General features: G+C 33.8%; 12 protein-coding genes. 6 read left to right on the top strand and 6 right to left on the bottom strand.

Annotated features, from left to right (window positions below):
• The first annotated feature begins 118 nt into the window (after nucleotides 1-118).
• Entirely contained in the window at nucleotides 119-1,552 is a 1,434-nt protein-coding gene (locus GON26_RS11825) for a peptidylprolyl isomerase (RefSeq protein WP_160374992.1), read from the top strand.
• Nucleotides 1,553-1,629: 77 nt separating this feature from the next.
• The gene (locus GON26_RS11820) at nucleotides 1,630-2,583 is read left to right on the top strand and encodes an AAA family ATPase (RefSeq protein ID WP_160374991.1); all 954 of its coding nucleotides are present in this window, start codon (nucleotides 1,630-1,632) and stop codon (nucleotides 2,581-2,583) included.
• 104 nt (nucleotides 2,584-2,687) lie between these two features.
• On the opposite strand, the gene xrtN is transcribed toward GON26_RS11820, so the two are convergent.
• Together xrtN and GON26_RS11810 are read right to left on the bottom strand one after the other, a co-directional pair.
• A complete protein-coding gene (gene xrtN, locus GON26_RS11815; RefSeq protein ID WP_160374990.1) occupies nucleotides 2,688-3,920 on the bottom strand; it encodes an exosortase N in 1,233 nt (410 codons plus the stop codon).
• Nucleotides 3,920-6,418, bottom strand: coding sequence for an XrtN system VIT domain-containing protein (locus tag GON26_RS11810; protein ID WP_160374989.1), 2,499 nt, complete (start codon nucleotides 6,416-6,418; stop codon nucleotides 3,920-3,922). The genes xrtN and GON26_RS11810 overlap by 1 nt, the downstream gene beginning before the upstream one ends.
• A gap of 448 nt (nucleotides 6,419-6,866) precedes the next feature.
• On the opposite strand from GON26_RS11810, the gene GON26_RS11805 reads away from it, so the two are divergent.
• From GON26_RS11805 to GON26_RS11795, 3 genes are all read left to right on the top strand, one after another.
• Nucleotides 6,867-9,644 (top strand): bifunctional aconitate hydratase 2/2-methylisocitrate dehydratase, encoded by a 2,778-nt coding sequence (locus tag GON26_RS11805; protein WP_160374988.1) that lies wholly within the window; start codon nucleotides 6,867-6,869, stop codon nucleotides 9,642-9,644.
• 129 nt (nucleotides 9,645-9,773) lie between these two features.
• On the top strand, nucleotides 9,774-12,038 hold the full coding sequence (locus GON26_RS11800) for an aconitate hydratase (protein WP_160374987.1): 2,265 nt from the start codon (nucleotides 9,774-9,776) through the stop codon (nucleotides 12,036-12,038).
• Nucleotides 12,039-12,385: 347 nt separating this feature from the next.
• Nucleotides 12,386-13,516, top strand: coding sequence for a C40 family peptidase (locus GON26_RS11795; protein ID WP_160374986.1), 1,131 nt, complete (start codon nucleotides 12,386-12,388; stop codon nucleotides 13,514-13,516).
• Between the two features lie 15 nt (nucleotides 13,517-13,531).
• Here GON26_RS11795 and GON26_RS11790 read toward each other — a convergent pair whose 3' ends face one another.
• From GON26_RS11790 to GON26_RS11780, 4 genes are all read right to left on the bottom strand, one after another.
• Nucleotides 13,532-13,924: a response regulator gene (locus tag GON26_RS11790; RefSeq protein ID WP_160374985.1), complete on the bottom strand. Its 393-nt coding sequence runs from the start codon at nucleotides 13,922-13,924 to the stop codon at nucleotides 13,532-13,534.
• Entirely contained in the window at nucleotides 13,914-14,648 is a 735-nt protein-coding gene (locus tag GON26_RS21680; RefSeq protein ID WP_230407933.1) for a sensor histidine kinase, read from the bottom strand. The genes GON26_RS11790 and GON26_RS21680 overlap by 11 nt, the downstream gene beginning before the upstream one ends.
• 245 nt (nucleotides 14,649-14,893) lie before the next feature.
• Nucleotides 14,894-15,331: a hypothetical protein gene (locus tag GON26_RS21675; RefSeq protein WP_230407932.1), complete on the bottom strand. Its 438-nt coding sequence runs from the start codon at nucleotides 15,329-15,331 to the stop codon at nucleotides 14,894-14,896.
• Between the two features lie 661 nt (nucleotides 15,332-15,992).
• The gene (locus tag GON26_RS11780) at nucleotides 15,993-17,444 is read right to left on the bottom strand and encodes a hypothetical protein (RefSeq protein ID WP_160374984.1); all 1,452 of its coding nucleotides are present in this window, start codon (nucleotides 17,442-17,444) and stop codon (nucleotides 15,993-15,995) included.
• Between the two features lie 201 nt (nucleotides 17,445-17,645).
• Here GON26_RS11780 and GON26_RS11775 point away from each other — a divergent pair, with 201 nt between their 5' ends.
• Entirely contained in the window at nucleotides 17,646-19,058 is a 1,413-nt protein-coding gene (locus tag GON26_RS11775) for an APC family permease (RefSeq protein WP_160374983.1), read from the top strand.
• Nucleotides 19,059-19,429 lie beyond the last annotated feature (371 nt).

The raw sequence follows: 19,429 nt of genomic DNA, 5'->3' as shown, positions 1-19,429 counted from the left end.
GTTTGAATTGTTATTTTTGTTCGCAATAAGTCAAAAAAACGACGTTTATTTACATTCGGAAAATAAAAATCAATTTGGCTCAGCATAAGGACCTTACATTCAAATTAAATTTAAAATAATGTTATCAAAAAAATTACAGCTAAAAACTATTGATTACAAATCTGTATTAACAATATGTTTTTTACTTTTTTTCAACTCCATTCTTTCTGCACAAGAAGTTATAAAGGATTCAGTTGTAGCACAACTTCCAGTTGAAGCGCCATCAGGACAAAAGTTAAAAATTGATGGTATCATTGCTAATGTTGGAGATTATATTGTTTTAGATTCGGATATTGACAAAGCCTATTTAGAGATTACGGGTCAGGGAGGTTCTGTAAAAGATATTTCAAGATGTCAGATGCTTGGAAAACTTTTAGAAGACAAACTGTATGCACATCAGGCAATTCAGGATAGTATTATTGTGAGTGATGCCGAAATCAGAGGGATGATGGATGAAAGGCTGAACTATATGATTCAGCAAGTTGGTGACATTAATAAAGTGGTTGCTTACTATAAAAAGAATTCGGTTGAAGAATTTAAAACCTATTTTTCTGATATTTTGAAAGAACAAAAACTAGCTTCTGAAATGCAGAAGAAGATTGTTGATGCTGTTGAAATAACACCAGAAGAAGTTCGTAATTTCTTTAAAAAAATTCCCGCAAGTGACTTACCAACCTTTGGAGCTGAGATGGAAGTAGCACAAATTGTTGTAGAGCCTAAGGTTTCTAAAGAAGATAAACAAAAAGTTATAGATAGATTAAAATCAATTCGACAAGATGTTTTAGACGGATCTAGTTTTGCCACTAAAGCCGTTTTGTATTCTCAGGATCCAGGATCATCTCCTAACGGAGGATTTTATAAAATGAACCGTAAAACTTCTTTCGTAAAAGAGTTTAAGGATGTGGCTTTTAGCTTGCAGGAAGGCGAAATTTCAGAGCCATTTGAAACTATTTATGGCTATCATATTATTATGGTTGAAAAAATTAAAGGTCAGGAAGTAGAATTACGTCACATTTTGATAGCTCCTACAGTTCCTGAAGAAGCTTTAAAAGATGCTAAAGAGAGAATTTCAAATATCAGGGAAAAAATTGTAAGCAAGGAAATATCATTTGCAGATGCTGCTAAAACAGAATCTGATGAGAAAGAAACTCGTGCAAACGGGGGAACCTTAATCAATCCAAATACACAAGATACCCGTTTTGAATTGACTAAAATGGATCCGACATTATACGGTCAGGTTTCTAACTTAAAAGACGATGAAGTTTCTCAGCCACTTTTGACAGCTGATGAAAAAGGAAAAAAAACATACAAACTAATTACGGTTACCAATAGAATCGACGCGCATACAGCAGATTATGCTAAAGATTATACCAAAATTAGAGAATTGGCTTTAAAAGAAAAACAAATTAAAGCGATTGGAAAATGGTTTGATGATAAAATTAAAGATACTTACATTAAAATTATCGGAGAATACAAAAATTGTACTTTTACAAACAATTGGTTGAAAAAATAATTTTTATAAAATAAATAAAAAGAGTTAGTTTTATGATTTCATAACGCTAACTCTTTTTAATTTTAAAACATATTTAAATGTCTGACGTAGCAGCAATTCATAACTTAGTACAAAAACGAAACGAATTAAAAACTGAAATAGCAAAAATCATTGTTGGTCAGGATGCAGTAGTAGATCAAATTCTGCTTTGTATATTTTCCGGAGGTCACGCTCTCTTAATAGGCGTTCCCGGTTTGGCTAAAACTTTAATGATAAATACTTTGTCACAGGCTTTAGGTCTTGATTTTAAAAGAATCCAGTTTACGCCGGATTTGATGCCTTCGGATATTTTAGGAAGTGAGATTTTGGATGAGAATCGCCAGTTCAAATTCATTAAAGGACCAATATTCTCAAATATCATTCTTGCGGATGAGATCAATAGAACGCCGCCTAAAACGCAGGCCGCTTTGTTGGAAGCGATGCAGGAACGCTCCGTTACAATCGCTGGTGAAAATCACAAACTAGATTTACCTTATTTTGTATTAGCAACTCAAAACCCGATTGAGCAGGAAGGAACGTATCCGTTGCCAGAAGCGCAATTAGACCGTTTTATGTTTGCGGTAAAACTGGAATATCCTACTTTTCAGGAGGAAGTTCAGGTAGTAAAACAAACTACATCAGATATAAAAACTACCATAAATCCATTATTTACGGCTCAGGAAATTATCGATTTTCAGCATTTAATCCGTAGAATTCCTGTGGCAGATAATGTTATTGAATACGCTGTAACTTTGGTTAGTAAAACCCGCCCGGACAATCCTTTATCAAATGATTTTGTAAAAAATTATCTGGATTGGGGAGCAGGACCAAGAGCATCTCAAAATTTAATTTTGGCTGCCAAAGCTCACGCCGCTTTTCATGGGAAATTTTCTCCGGATATCGAAGATGTAAAAGCAGTAGCAACCGGAATTTTGCGTCACAGAATTATTAAAAACTACAAAGCCGATGCTGAAGGAATTACTGAAGAGATTATTATTCAGAAGTTGATGTAAATAAAACTACACAATCTTGTCATTTCGCAGGAATCTCAGATAAAGTAAAGTATGATACATATAAAAAGAAAGCCTGACAGATTATAAAATCTATCAGGCTTTTTTCATGCTCTACTTGTTTCATTAATCAAACGAACGGATTTATTATAAAAAAGTTTGATCAATAATACTTCTACAAGCGATGTGTATTTTTTATTACCACATTCATACCACCAATACGAATAGTATTCTATATTGTTTTTCTCCATTTTCACAAACCATATTTCTTCTTTGTTTTTTGTGATTTTTCTTGACTCAACTATTTTATAACCATTTCCAGTCCAGCAAATCAAAGGCTTATGAATAGGCGTTTTAATGTACACCAGTTCTTCAGGAGTTGCAATTTTAAAAACTTCTTTGTTTACCCAACTTCCTTTTTGAACATTGTATTTTGGGTTTAGGTTCTCAAGTATAGAATGGTTTTGTTCTTTTTTTATTTCGAAACTCGTTATAAATATGATAGCAATGATCGTTATTACCGGAATTAACTTCGGATAAAAGGCAATTGAGCTAATTTTGTTAATCTTCGGTTTAAAAAAACGAATTAAAAACAGCATTGGAATAATTTGGTAAAACACAAAACAAAGTATGCCAATAGTGTGATGCAGGAAGTTTTCTTCGGTACATTTGAATAAAATCAGGGTTATGATTCTGAAATAATTCGAAATAATATTCAATAGAACTAATAGACAGCAAAAAAGTAAAATTTGCAGAATGCTATAATATTTTTGTTGTTTTCGTTCTTCTAAAGTTAATAAAAATGCCCCGCTAAGTAAACCTGTCTTAAACATAGATAATCCCATGCAGGCCGTATCGATAGAAATTTTTGAGTTATTGATATAAAAGTTTACGCCTTCGATTTTATTTATCGGGATAAAGTTTCTTAAAGTTACAAATACACTATAACAAAGCCCTTGCTTGATTTCGACCGTTAAATAATTGAATAATTGATCAAAAATAGACGAAAACAAAAAGAGGCAGATAAAGGCTATAAACGAAAACTTTCCAGTGAAGCCATAATAAAGCAAACAGGCCAATAACAACAAAGCCTGAAAATGCAAGGTTTTAGTATGCAGTCGGAAGCTGATAAATTCTAAGCCTAAAATTAGTACTAAAAGCGGGTAGCTCAATTTCAAAGATGTTGGTCTGCCCGCGATAAGAAATAGTGCGATAGAAAATAAGATACCAAAAAAGTTATTGTCAAGCCCGGCTGCCACAATAGGATAGTTGACAGCCAATAGGCAAGCCAAAACAAAAACAGCAATTGCTTTTTTAGTATGTAAGAATGAAATTATCATTAGCTAATTTGTTTTTTATTTTTTTGATAATAGAAAAACAGAGAGGTTAGTCCAATGATAATCAGTAGCCATTCGTATGGTTCAGGAACTGCGCCGTCATTGTTTATAGAAGCATTTCCTAGTGTGTCAACATTTTTTTCTATGCCATTATTTTTATAATCAGCATCAGTTTCCAGAACAATTAAGGACGAAATTGGAGTTACAATATTGGCATCTTTTGCCAGTGCTACATATTGATTTTGAGCTAAACTGTCATTTTGAATTTTAACTTGCTCTTCGAGTACTTTTCCAAAAGCATACATTCTGTAAATATGGTTAGAACCAGTACTTTTTGATGGAATGTTTTTCGAATTTTGATGAATCGAAATGTTTGCAGGCTCAATGTTTACCGAATTTATTTCTGTTTTAAACAAAACAAATTGTTTATTTTCTATCAATTGCAAAGTGTTTTTTAAACTTGTCTGATAAAAATCAACATATTTTTGTTCTTTGATGGTTTGCCAAAACGGATTAATTTCAGCTGAAATATTAATGACTTTCAGGTTCTGTTGCTTTGTCCTGGTTTTTATTTTTTTCAAATAATCAGAACCTTCCAGTTCTTCAAAGTTGGCTGAAAAAGTTCCGCTTTTAGTTATAATTAAAGCATTTTTGTTTATTTTATAAAAAGGCAATAAAGAATAATGTAAGTTCTTAAATTGTGACTGAACAGATTCAAAATTTTCTTTGTTGATGATTTGCTTCTCCTTATCAATAATAACGTAAAATTTTTTCTTCGGAAGATTCAATAGAGATTCTATTTCTCTGGTTGTCCAGTTGCTATTCAGGTCTAGAATAACTTCAGAAGGGTCAAATGAAATAATTGTTTTTTGAATGTCTTTTACTTCATAAACGTTATTCTTCCAAACAAAAGAATCCTGAATTTTATTTTTATTTAAAGGCATTGTAGCTTCCCAACGATCAAGACCCTTGGATTGATTGATGAAGTAGTTATTATTTAATTCAAAATGTTTACTGGTTTCTATTTTCGTATTTCCAACAATCTGAATTCGGGACAATGTTTCGGCATTAGCAATATTAGGGCCTTTTATAGAAAGACTTTGGTATTTCATTTGATTGTCCTCAACTTTTAAAGGAGTTGTAAAACCACATTTGAAGGTTCTTGGCAATTTGATATTGATAGGAAAAACTCTAACCACGACTTTGTTCCCTTCTCTCCATTGCATTAATGACGGATCGCGGATTTCTACGCCAACAATTTGTTTATAAGTATTTGCCGCTTTTTCTTTGGTAGTCAAAACACCTTTTCGTTCCATACCATTTACCCAAAGTGATAATGAAGTGGCAACAGCACCTTCGGGTAACTGAAAAGAATAAATAGCTTCCTTGTCTTGCCAGGATTCTTTATTGCAGGCTACATCTATGGTGATTTCGGTGTAGGCAAGTCTGGAGTTAGGATATACTTTTATATCTTCTTTGATGTTTTTTGTAAACAAATCGTCACCGCTCCATAATTGTTCTTCGGTTTCCAGTCTTTTGTCAAAATTTGATTTTAAAATATTTATTCGGTCATCATAATCTAAATTGATATCCTTACAAAAGAAATAAGCAATATTAATAAAAGGATTGTGTATTTTTTTTTCGTTGAATTGTTTGCTTCCAAACGAATTGAAACCATCGAATCTAAAAAAGTTATCAGCCCCAATATAAACGATTTCTTTTTTTAGCAGAATTTCATTAAAAAAATTAGGCTCCAGATTTTGTGAAACCTTGATATAATTAGGTAAATCATTGTCATTATCAAATGATTTAGTAATGGTGTTTTGTGTTATTGTAGTGCTTTCGGCATTTAATTTTAATGCAAATCCTGCTAAACTAATTAGTACAATTGAAAACCCTGCAATGAAAGAAAGAAAATATTTTTTGTTTTCCTGAAAAAAACCGAGAATCATATACGAATGAAGCACCAAAACAATTGAAGGAACTAAGCCGTAAAACCCTAATCCCAGAGCAATCATTCCAATAAAGGAATAGTGAGTAATAGGAATAAGATAGGCAGCAAAATAAATTATCAATGTGAAGGATAGTCCATTTATAAAATAGAAAATTTCTGAGAAGTATTTTTCTTGGATATTTCGATAAATAAAAAAATTAGAAAGACAAAAAGCAAGCGTTAGTATATATACCCAAATCGAAAGGTTTTCGAAAATCGGAATAACAGTATTGGTACAAAAACACCCAATGAACCAATTCAATATTAAGAATGGAACAAGGTGCAGATATTTTTCTTTATTTCTTAAAATTAAATAGGTAAGTACCGTTCCGTAAATAAATTCGATGATCAGACTAAGTGCGCCTATGGAATCTAATTCGTTGAGCAGGAATTTTTTCCCGATTAGCGCAACGATAAGAATGATCGAACTAAGTGCGCTTACTATAAGACTGATTTTTACTCCTGGTTGTTGAGTATATTCTTCAAAAATTTCAATTTTGCTTTTCATAGTTATATGTTTTTAAAAGTACTTTGAATTGCAAAGTTATAAGAATATTTTTAATAGCAATATTTATTTGCTTTTTTTTGAATGAAATTTTAATCGGCTTTTTAGAGCAGAAGCAATTTTGTTTGTTTTGAAAAAAAAGCTAAAAACAAGTTGAAATCTAGACTAACTATAACGTTATAAATCCTTATTTAGAAAGGTTCTTTGTTTAAATAGAGGTAAAATCGTAATTCAATTGTAACATGTAATTTCGACTTTGTTAAATAAAAGATTTTAAATTATTAATAATTTATTATTTTGATTCAAAATTGAGGTTTTGGCAAAAATGTACAATCAAAATCGTTTTTTAGCAATAATAATTTTTGAAAAAGGGACTTCTGTTATATTCTTTTTAATTCTCGGGTTTAATTTCTAAATTTGCGTACAAAAAAAATAAAATACCTAACATACTATGGCTTTTGATATTTATAACGATTACATTAAAGAAATTGAAGAGCGAAAAGAACAAGGACTTAATCCAAAACCAATTGATGGTGCTGACTTATTAAGTGTTATTATTGCTCAAATTAAAGATTTAAATAATGAATACAGAGAAGATTCTCTTCAGTTTTTTATTTACAACACTATACCAGGAACAACCAGTGCTGCTGGTGAAAAAGCCAAATTTTTAAAAGAGATTATTCTTGGGCAAGAGGTAGTAAAAGAAATAACTCCTGCTTTTGCTTTTGAATTGTTATCACATATGAAAGGTGGTCCTTCGATTGAAGTGCTACTAGATTTAGCTTTAGGTAATGATGATGCTATTGCAAAAGAAGCGGCAAAAGTCCTAAAAACACAAGTGTATCTTTATGATGCAGATACAGACCGTTTAAAAGCGGCATTCGAAAGCGGTAATACAATCGCCAGAGAAATTATTGAAAGTTATGCACAGGCTGAGTTTTTTACAAAACTGCCAGAAGTAGCAGAAGAAATTAAAGTAGTTACATTTATTGCTGGTGAGGGAGATATTTCTACAGATTTACTTTCTCCGGGTAACCAGGCGCACTCAAGATCAGATCGTGAATTGCACGGTAAATGTATGATTACTCCTGAGGCGCAAGCCGAAATAAAAGCGTTACAGGCACAACATCCTGATAAAAGTGTGATGATGATTGCTGAAAGAGGTACAATGGGAGTTGGTTCATCTAGAATGTCAGGTGTAAATAACGTGGCACTTTGGACAGGAAAACAAGCTAGTCCGTATGTTCCTTTTGTGAATTTTGCTCCAATTGTTGCTGGAACAAACGGGATTTCTCCAATTTTCCTTACTACTGTAGATGTTACAGGTGGTATTGGTCTTGACCTTAAAAACTGGGTAAAAAAGACAGATGCTGCAGGTAATGTTGTTCGTAACGAAAGTGGCGATCCTGTTCTGGAAGAAACTTATTCTGTAGCTACAGGAACGGTTCTTACCATCAATACAAAAACTAAAAAATTATATAACGGAAACAAAGAATTAATTGACATTTCTAAGGCATTTACGCCTCAGAAAATGGAATTTATCAAAGCTGGTGGATCTTACGCAATTGTATTTGGTAAAAAAATCCAAACATTTGCATGTAAAGTTTTAGGAATTGATATTCCTACTGTTTTCGCTCCATCAAAAGAGGTTTCTATTGAAGGACAAGGGCTTACTGCAGTTGAAAAAATCTTCAACAGAAATGCAGTTGGTACAACTCCGGGGAAAGTATTACACGCTGGTTCTGATGTTCGTGTTGAAGTTAACATTGTAGGTTCGCAAGATACTACAGGTTTGATGACGGCTCAGGAATTAGAGTCTATGGCTGCTACAGTAATATCTCCAATCGTTGATGGTGCTTACCAATCAGGTTGTCATACTGCTTCGGTTTGGGATAAAAAAGCACAGGCAAACATTCCAAAATTGATGAAATTTATGAATGATTTCGGATTGATCACAGCTCGTGACCCAAAAGGTGTTTATCATTCCATGACCGACGTAATTCATAAAGTACTTAACGATATTACAATCGATGAGTGGGCGATTATTATTGGTGGAGATTCTCATACCAGAATGTCAAAAGGGGTTGCTTTTGGTGCTGACTCAGGAACTGTTGCTCTTGCATTGGCTACTGGAGAAGCTTCAATGCCAATTCCGGAATCTGTAAAAGTTACTTTCAAAGGAGATATGAAGAGCTACATGGATTTCCGTGATGTGGTTCATGCTACACAATCTCAAATGCTTAAACAATTTGGTGGTGAAAACGTATTCCAGGGTAGAATTATTGAGGTTCACTTAGGAACGCTTACGGCAGACCAGGCATTTACATTTACAGACTGGACTGCGGAAATGAAAGCAAAAGCTTCTATCTGTATTTCTGAAGATGATACTTTGGTTGAATCGCTTGAAATTGCAAAAGGCAGAATCCAAATCATGATCGATAAAGGAATGGACAATGAAAAACATGTTCTTCAGGGATTGATTAATAAAGCAGATAAAAGAATAGCAGAGATTAAATCTGGTGAGAAACCAGCTTTAACTCCAGATGCAAATGCGAAATATTACGCTGAAGTTGTGGTGGATCTTGATGTGATTGCTGAGCCAATGATTGCTGATCCAGACGTAAATAATGCTGATGTTTCTAAAAGATATACTCATGATACAATAAGACCTTTATCTTTCTACGGAGGAGATAAAAAAGTAGATCTTGGATTTATTGGTTCTTGTATGGTTCACAAAGGCGATATGAAAATCCTGGCTCAAATGCTTAAAAACATTGAAGATCAAAAAGGAAAAGTAGAATTTTTAGCACCGCTTGTTGTAGCACCTCCTACATATAACATCGTAGATGAGCTTAAAGCTGAAGGTGACTGGGAAGTTTTACAAAAATATTCTGGTTTCGAATTTAATGATGATGCTCCTAAAGGTGCAGCGCGTACAGAATACGAAAACATGCTGTATTTAGAGCGTCCTGGTTGTAACCTTTGTATGGGTAATCAGGAAAAAGCGGCTAAGGGAGATACGGTAATGGCAACATCTACACGTCTTTTCCAGGGAAGAGTAGTAGAAGATACTGAGGGTAAAAAAGGAGAGTCATTGCTTTCTTCAACTCCGGTTGTCGTTCTTTCTACAATATTAGGTAGAACTCCTACGATTGAAGAATACGTAACTGCAGTGAAAGGAATTAACTTAACTAAGTTTGCGCCTTCTCATAAATTACTTGTGAAATAATTGACTGATTAGTTAATTTAATCATAATTCTGAAAGCCTGAGTCATAAACTCAGGCTTTTTTTTATGTAACTGATCAATTTTTCGTATCTTAGAATGTTCAAAAAAAAATAACAAAACAAATAAAACATATGGCTTTTGATATTGAAATGATAAAAAAAGTGTACGCCAACATGCCTGGTCGTGTTGATAAAGCACGAGAAATAGTTGGTCGTCCACTTACTTTAACCGAGAAAATTTTGTACAATCACCTTTGGGATGGAAATCCTACAAAGGCATTTGGAAGAGGAGTTGATTATGTTGATTTCGCACCGGACCGCGTAGCATGTCAGGACGCAACCGCTCAAATGGCGTTATTGCAATTTATGCATGCTGGAAAGAAAACAGTTGCTGTTCCTACAACAGTGCACTGTGATCACCTGATTCAGGCAAAAGTAGATGCAGTAACCGATTTGGCCAGAGCAAAAACACAAAGCAATGAAGTTTTCGATTTCTTATCGTCAGTTTCTAATAAATACGGAATTGGTTTCTGGAAACCAGGAGCTGGAATTATTCATCAGGTAGTATTGGAGAATTACGCTTTTCCTGGTGGAATGATGATTGGTACCGATTCGCACACTGTAAATGCAGGTGGTTTAGGAATGGTAGCAATTGGAGTTGGTGGAGCTGATGCGGTAGATGTGATGTCGGGTATGGCTTGGGAATTGAAATTTCCGAAACTAATTGGAGTAAAACTAACTGGTAAATTATCAGGCTGGACAGCTCCTAAAGATGTTATCCTTAAAGTCGCTGGTATTCTTACTGTAAAAGGAGGAACTGGTGCAATTGTAGAATATTTTGGAGAAGGTGCTACTTCTATGTCTTGTACAGGTAAAGGTACAATTTGTAATATGGGTGCCGAAATTGGTGCAACAACTTCAACTTTTGGTTATGATGCTTCTATGGGGCGTTACCTCCGTTCTACAAACAGAGCAGATGTTGCAGATGCTGCTGATAAGGTAGCGTCTTATTTAACTGGAGATCCGGAAGTGTATGCTAACCCGGAACAATATTTTGATCAGGTGATCGAAATCAATTTATCAGAATTAGAACCACACTTAAACGGGCCGTTTACACCAGATCTGGCTACTCCAATTTCTAAAATGAAAGAAGAAGCCATCAAAAATAACTGGCCATTACAAATTCAGGTGGGGTTAATTGGGTCTTGTACCAACTCCTCTTACGAAGATATTGCTCGCGCCGCTTCTTTGGCAAGACAAGTAAGTGCTAAAAATTTAAAAACTAAATCTCAATTCACGATTACGCCGGGTTCAGAGGTGGTTCGTTATACCATCGAAAGAGATGGTTTTATCGATACTTTTCATAAAATAGGAGCGACTGTTTTTGCGAATGCCTGCGGACCATGTATTGGTATGTGGGACAGGGAAGGAGCAGAGAAAGAGGAGAGAAATACAATCGTTCACTCTTTCAACCGTAACTTTTCTAAACGTGCAGATGGTAATCCAAACACTTTGGCTTTTGTAGGCTCTCCGGAATTGGTAACAGCTATGGCAATCGCGGGTGATTTAGGTTTCAATCCATTGACAGATACATTAATTAATGAAGATGGAGAAGAAGTAATGCTGGATGCGCCAACAGGTGACGAATTGCCTCCAAAAGGTTTCGATGCCGAAGATCCGGGCTTTCAGGCTCCGGCCGAAGACGGTTCGGGAGTTCAGGTTGCGGTAAGTCCAACATCTGATCGTTTGCAATTATTAGCTCCGTTTGATCCTTGGGATGGTAAAAACATTACAGGTGCAAAATTATTAATCAAAGCTTTCGGAAAATGTACGACCGACCATATTTCTATGGCGGGACCATGGTTGCGTTTCCGCGGACATTTAGATAATATTTCAAATAATATGCTGATTGGTGCGGTAAACGCTTTCAATCAAAAAACAAATTCGGTTAAAAATCAATTAACAGGCGCTTACGATGCAGTTCCTGCAGTAGCTCGCGCCTATAAAGCGGCTGGAGTTCCGTCTATAGTGGTGGGAGATCACAATTATGGCGAAGGTTCTTCTCGTGAACATGCTGCAATGGAGCCTCGTTTCTTAGGAGTTAAAGCTGTATTGGTAAAATCTTTTGCCCGTATTCACGAAACCAACCTTAAAAAACAGGGTCTTTTAGGGTTGACTTTTGCAAATGAAGCAGATTACGATAAAATCCAGGAGAACGATACCATCAATTTTACGGATTTAACCGAGTTTGCTCCGGGAAAACCATTAACATTAGAGTTTGTTCATGCCGATGGTACTAAAGATATCATTTTAGCAAACCATACCTACAACGAAGGTCAGATTGGCTGGTTCGTTGCTGGTTCAGCACTAAACTTAATTGCAGCCGGAAAAGCATAAATTTTTAAGACTCTATTATACAAGAAACGCTCTGTGAAAACAGGGCGTTTTTTTATTAGGAGCTATTTCCAGCTGTCCGCTATATCTTTTCCTGGCTAAAGAAGCCAGAAAAGGATACCGCTTCCATCTGGGCTAGGGCTTTAGTGTTTTTAAGTCAATTCATCTTAAATTAAACTTCTCAGTTTAGAATAGTTTTAAAAGGTAATTTTGAATTCAAAAAGATGTTAAAAAAATCGGTTTTTATGGTTTTAAAAGTTAAATTCGCTCTTTATGAAATATAAAAGTCTTTTTTGAGTTTTAAATAAATGAAACCTGAATTGGAAATAAAAAATATAAGCCCCCAAGTAATGATTTTTAGGTTAATCGTAGTATTGTTCTTTTTTAGTATAAGTGCCTTTTCTCAGGATAATTTCATCAAACACACTGTTTCGAAAGGTGATAATATTTATGCAATTGCAAAACAATATGGTGTAAAACCAAAAGCTATAATAGAAGCGAATCCTAATGCTCCTAAAATCTTAAAACTTAATTCAGTTTTACTAATTCCAAATAATAATGCTGTAGTGGCAAAGCCTGCAGTTGTTCAGGAAATCAATGCAGTTAATCCTTCAGTGCATACAATTGTGGCCAAAGAAACGCTTTGGGGAATATCCAAAAAATACAACGTTTCAGTTGATGATTTAAAAAAATCAAACCCGATTTTAGTCTCTGACGGACTCAAAATCGGACAGCAAATCAATATTCCTTCTATAGCTGTTGAAGTTGTGGCTGAGAATGTAAATACTGAAAGTGCTCCAATTCCTCAGGTAGAAGTTGTTCGGGAAGTTTTGCCTAAAGAAACAAAATTTGCCATCGCCAAAGAATTTGGTATCACAGTAGCCGAATTAGAAAAGCAGAACCCAGGAATAAAAAAGAAACTCCCCTTAGGATATCAGTTAAAGATTCTTACATCGCCTGAAAAAGCTGCAGCATTTCAGACAGCCAAACCCATTGCGGCAGTAACCGAAAATCCTGAAAAAATAGTCACCGAAACCACTAATGATTCGGTTGTAAAGAAAGACTCAACAGTTTTTGTCTTTACATCAACTCCTGAACTTATTGACCAATTGGTTTTTAAGGCAACTGATAATATTGGAGTTCGATATCGTTCGGGAGGTACTACAAATGCTGGTTTTGATTGTTCCGGATTAATGTGCTCTACTTTTGGAAACTTTGACATTAAATTACCGAGAACTTCTCATGAGCAATCACGTGTAGGTCTAAAAGTAGAGCCTGAACAGGCTCAAAAGGGCGATTTGATTTTCTTTAAAACCAATGGAAGGCGTCAGATTAATCACGTTGGAATGGTAGTCGAAGTGCTGGAAGGTGAAATTAAGTTTGTCCACGCTTCGACTCACGGAGGTGTGATGATTTCATCAACTAAAGAACCTTATTATCAAAGAAATTTTTCGCAGGTAAACCGAATTTTGCAGCAATAACGCTGGCAGTAAGTTTTATGAATGCTGGAAAATAGTCTGCTTGAATTTGTCTATTGGGAACGGCTTGTTGAAAAAGGCAGTTACACAGCAATTTTCTTTAACCAGTTTAATATCATCAGAGTCCAGTGTTGAAGAAAGAACGTAAATTCGGGTTTCTCTTTTTACTATTGTTTCAAGTTTGTTGTACTCTTTCAGGAATTCAAAACCATTCATAACAGGCATCTGAATATCCAGTAAAATGATTAACGAAGAAATATCAGGATGCTCATTAAGCCATAAAATACCTTCTTTGCCATTATTTACTACCGAAACATCATCTACCTCAAGTACTTTTTTGAGTAATTGTCTCGTTACATATTGGTCAATTAAATTGTCTTCGATCACTAAAAATGTAGGTTTAGATTCCATAATTCAAGGGGATTGTTACGGTAAATTTAGTTCCAACGTTTTCTTCAGAAGCAACCATAATATTTCCTTTTATATTCTCGATAGCTTCTTTTATAATATATAGCCCTAATCCAGAGCCTTTGTTTTTGTCTGTTCCAAAATACATTTCAAAAATTCGGTCTTTAATTTCTTCTTTAATTCCAATACCATTATCATCAATTTCAATTTTATGAAAACCATCTGCAAAATAAGTTTTGATCGAAATAAACATTTCTGACTTATTAGTGTCGGCATATTTTATGGCATTCGACAGTAAATTGTTAACGATAATTTTAAGTCGTAAGCCATCACTCATAATTTCGTCAACTAATATTTCTTTTTTAAAGTTAATTTTATTCGCATTTTCTATGTGCATCATTTGTTCGATAGCTTCATTAACCACATCATGCAGACTTACTTGTTCCACAATCTTTTGTTTTCGTTTGTTTTTCGAATAGTCTATAATGTCGCTAATAAACTGATCCTGTCTGGTGAGACTTTGGTGCATTAAACATAAATATTCTCGTATCTGGTCAGTATCGTCTTCAATTTGTGTAAGCTCAATCAATCCTTTTAAAGAGGTTATAGGCGAACGTAAATCATGCGAAGCACTATAAACAAACCGGTCGAGTTCATGGTTTACCTGAATAAGGTTTTCATTTTTATTTTCAATCTCTTTTTTAGAAATAATTAATCTTTTAACCATTATCGAATAATAAAAACTAACACTACAAATGATAATTAAAATAAAAAAAATATTGGTTATGATGAGTATGTCTTTGATGTCACGTGAGCCCTGGCCTAATGTATTTAAAAAGTTATATTCGTTTAGCGTTAATTTGTTGCTTATTACACTGATTTCATCGAGGATTTTTTCTTTGTCCTGAGGTTGCAGTGTGCCACTTTCTATTTTCTCATTGGTTTCCTTTCCAATGAGTTCAAGTTGATAAATTAAATTATCTCCTTGTTCCCATTCATGAATTGCTTTAGAAAAAAAGATACATTTTTAAAATTTCTAAAAAGCCAGATTGCATCATCTAAATCTTTTTCATTATTTCGGCCAGCTCGAAAACCTTCCTTAATTGTTTCAGTTTCATCTCCGTTCGAAAGCTCAACACGAGCATCACGATCACCTTGAGGAACTTCTAATTCCTGTCTAAAAAGATCCCATTCTTTTTTGTTTTGCGTGTACAAATAACTTATAAGATGTATGGTAGCATTATTTTGACCTTTAGAGTAAAGCGATTCTCCGTTGACATAAACACGATTCGCAGATAAAATTTTGATAGTAAAAAAGTTAATACAAATAAGTAAGGCGCATGAAACAAATACAATTAATAAAAGCATGAAAACATTAGGAAAACGAAATGTTCTTAAAAATTTGCCCATAGACATCAATCTTTATTAATCGATTTATAATTAAAATGCTTGAACCTTTATGCTTCCTCTAATTGAGAGGCTTTTTCTATAAATAGTAATCCTTTTGGGTGGTGGTTGAAGGATATATAATTAAACAAATGTTAATGTAAAAATCATGTTTTTGATCAAATTGTTTAATTGTATAATCAAATATAACAAAAATATAATTTGGTTCAACAAATATTTGAAGATAAAATTTTATTTTTTAAAAATAATTAAACACCTGAAAAACAGTAATTTATGATTATTTTTTAATTTTAATAAAATATTTTTAGATATAAATTACGATTGAGACATGGCCGTAAAGCGAGTGTGGGGTATTTTTATGACGTAAGAAGAAAACAGTTAAGGCGCAGGAAATACTAACTTTTGTTTAATGATGTCATGAATTGTTTTTCTTGAAGTTTGTCCTGTTGGATGCAGGTATATTAACTTGTTTATAAGATTAATAAACGTGATAAATGATTTACTTTGTAAGTTAATTCCTTGCTAAATGGTTTTTCTGAGATAGCTTTTAATTTCTTTAATTCTGAGTAAGTTTTTTATGCCTAAACGATTACTATTATGCTTGATATCATAAGTAATAGTATTATAAATATGCTTTTTATGTTTTCTAGATAAAAAGATTTTTTTAGTATGATTTATACGCATCACTTTTTACCATATCTTTTTCCTGATTTTTTTCAATCGATTTAAATTCTTTTTCAAAGTTTCCTTTAAAGTTGTTTTTTAGGTTTGGAACGCCTAATTTTTCTAAACAATACAATAATTTATAAATTGAATTGCTTTTCTTGTCGTTGTAGCTTGAAGTGTACCAATATAACTGTGCTGCGAAATCGTAAATTTTCAGATCCATTGCCACATCTGCATATGTTTCGATATCTTTTATCTGTAGGGATTTATTTTTAAAAAGTTGACTTAATGAGTTTCTTCGATCAAGTAAGTAGGCATCTTCCGGACTTTGAGCTCCAATTGGTAAACCATAAAAAGGATTATGGTTTAATATTTTTCCTTTGTTAAGATTCCAATTTTCTATACTGTTAGAAGCGGTATTTCCTGTTTTTTTGTTGAGTTCACTTTGCGAATAGAAAATTTCAAAATTAGCCCAGGAGGAGTTTGGGTATTCTTCTAAAATAGTATTGTATATTGAAATTGCTTTCTCAAATTCTCCTTTGTCATGCTCTGCAATTCCTTTGTTGATTTCAGTATTAAGCTGTTCTTCAAACAATTTTAATCGATCGGTGATTTCTATTAAATAATGATGAGTAATAGTTTCAGGATTCGAAAACATTTTTACGATTTCGATATATTTTTTAGCATAGTCAAATTCGCCCTGCGAAATAAGCATGAATATTTTAGTAACCGGTATTAATTGATTATCTAATTCCATTTCCATGGTGGCTCTCCAGTAATCAGGATTATTGCCTGTCAATTGTATCACATCTTGTTTGTCTCTGAAGGCTGTTTTGGCAACCAGGCTTCCAAAATTTTTAACGCCTTCAAACTTCGCGTCAACAATAGTTTGATAAGCAGCTAAAACAGGAAGTGCTTCGTTTATTGCATAATTTTTATTCAGTTCTGCTTTTGTTTTCAAATCTGCATTTAGATATGCTGTTACCTTTTTTTGGTTGGGCAGATCAATATCTTTAAAATCGGTATTGGTCTCATCAAATTTAGAGTTAACCGATATTAAAATTGGAAAATCAACTAATTTTGTATTTCCAATATTTAAAGCAGCTACTTGTTCTAAAAATTTAGTTTCTATTGCAGTACTTATTTTTGGATTCGAATACAATTGAAATGTTGGTTTTTCAGTTTTATGAGCAATTACCAGAAAAGCTATTTTTTGATCAGCACTAATAGTGCTAAAGTCTTTTTTACAAATTTCAATAACAGCACTAATAGATTTTAAAAACTCTTTTTCATCAACATTAACACTTGCAATTTTGTCATTATCTAAAAAAATAACGCTTAATTCAGGTTCTTGTTGAGCAAAAACCATAGTATTAATGGTTAAAAGAAAAAAAACAAATGCAATTTTTAATTGGTGAGCGAGTGTAATCGATTTTAAAACTTTATTCATGGTTAGGTTTTGGTTAATTTGATTAATACAAATATAAAATCTTACACTACATTAATCTTACAAGGAGTATAAAATATTTAAAAAATCAGCTTAAGTTTTAAAACATACTATTCAGCTTGATGTTCAGTCTAAAATCTTTCATCTAAATTCTAAAATTTCAGAAAAAAGTATATCTTTAACCAACCCAAAACCAAAATAAAAATGCAAGAAAACGACCAGGAGAATTTTAAAAGAGAACTCGGATTACTAGACGGAACCATGCTTGTGGTAGGTTCTATGATCGGATCAGGAATATTTATCGTGAGTGCAGATATCGCCAGACAAGTTGGTTCGGCAGGATGGCTCACCCTTATTTGGCTAGTTTCAGGATTGATTACCATTATTGCTGCTGTAAGTTATGGCGAATTAAGTGCTATGTTTCCTAAAGCCGGAGGACAATATGTGTATCTAAAAGAAGCTTACAACAAACTAATTGCCTTTCTGTACGGTTGGAGTTTTTTTGCCGTAATTCAAACCGGAACAATTGCTGCCGTTGGTGTAGCTTTCTCAAAGTTTGCAGCGTACATTTTCCCGCCTTTAAGCGATGAGAATATTTTATTTGAATTAGGTGCTTTCAAATTAAATGCTGCTCAGATTGTTTCTATTTTTACGATTGTCTTACTTACCTATATAAATAGCCGTGGTGTAAAAAACGGAAAAATTCTACAGACCGTACTTACAATCATCAAAATTCTATCATTATTAGGTTTGATCGTCTTCGGATTAACGCTCGCTGCAAAAGCTTCTGTTTGGGATGCTAACTGGACAGATGCCTGGACACCACGCTCATATAATCCTGAAAATGGTTCTTGGCTGCCAATTAGCGGAAAAGCTTTAATTACTGGAATTTCAGCCGCAATGGTAGGTTCGTTATTCTCTAGTGATGCCTGGAATGGAGTAACTTTTATTGCCGGCGAAATCAAAAATCCAAAACGCAATGTAGGTTTCAGTTTGTTTTTGGGAACTTTTATAGTTACCATTATATATGTTTTGACTAATTTGATGTATTTGGCTGTAATCCCGCTAGACGAAATCGCAACCGCAAAATCAGATAGGGTGGCAGTAGTCGCTTCACAATATATTTTTGGCGATATCGGAACCCTGATTATTGCCTTAATGATTATGATTTCAACTTTCGCCTGCAACAACGGATTAATCATGGCGGGTGCCCGTGTATATTATACGATGGCAAACGATGGCTTGTTCTTCAAAAAAGCAGCGGTTCTTAATGGAGCCAGTGTTCCGGAATGGGCACTTTGGGCACAATGTATCTGGGCTTCGGCTTTGTGTCTTACCGGAAAATATGGAGATTTATTAGACTTTGTAATCATCATTGTCTTGATTTTTTACATCCTAACAATCTACGGAATATTCATTCTGCGTAAAAAAATGCCAAATGCAGAGAGACCTTATAAAGCATTCGGGTATCCATTTTTACCACTATTATATATTATAGTAGCTTCGGCAATTAGTGTTTCGTTGTTAATCACCAAATTCTCAACTTGTGGTTGGGGAATTTTAATCATGCTTATCGGAATCCCGGTTTACTATCTAACCAAGCCAAAAGAAGTTTAAAATAAAGAGACTAAGATTCGCAAAATCCAAGTTTCTAAATAAATATAACCCGTCTTGTAGAAAACAAGACGGGTTATTGTTTTTCGGTATGTAATGATAAATTACACCTTATATATAATAGTAAAGATTAGGAGCTATTTCCCGCTATCCGCTTCAATCTTTTGTGCCGAACCCCGGCACAAAAGGATTTCCGCTTCTATCGGGGCTAGGGCATCCGTTTTCAAAAGAACGCTTTATAATCAATGAGATTCCGGAACTAAAAGCCCTAAAACGAATATTTTCATAATATTAAAAACCATCCCCAACCCGACAGGTTTTTAAAACCTGTCGGGTTTCCTTAAAAAAAACGATACTATATATAAGTATAATAG

Origin of the sequence: Flavobacterium hydrocarbonoxydans, assembly GCF_009789235.1 — a bacterium.
Lineage (GTDB): Bacteria > Bacteroidota > Bacteroidia > Flavobacteriales > Flavobacteriaceae > Flavobacterium > Flavobacterium hydrocarbonoxydans.
Note: the sequence above shows the minus strand (reverse complement) of the source record. Positions and strands in the feature narration are given on the sequence as shown.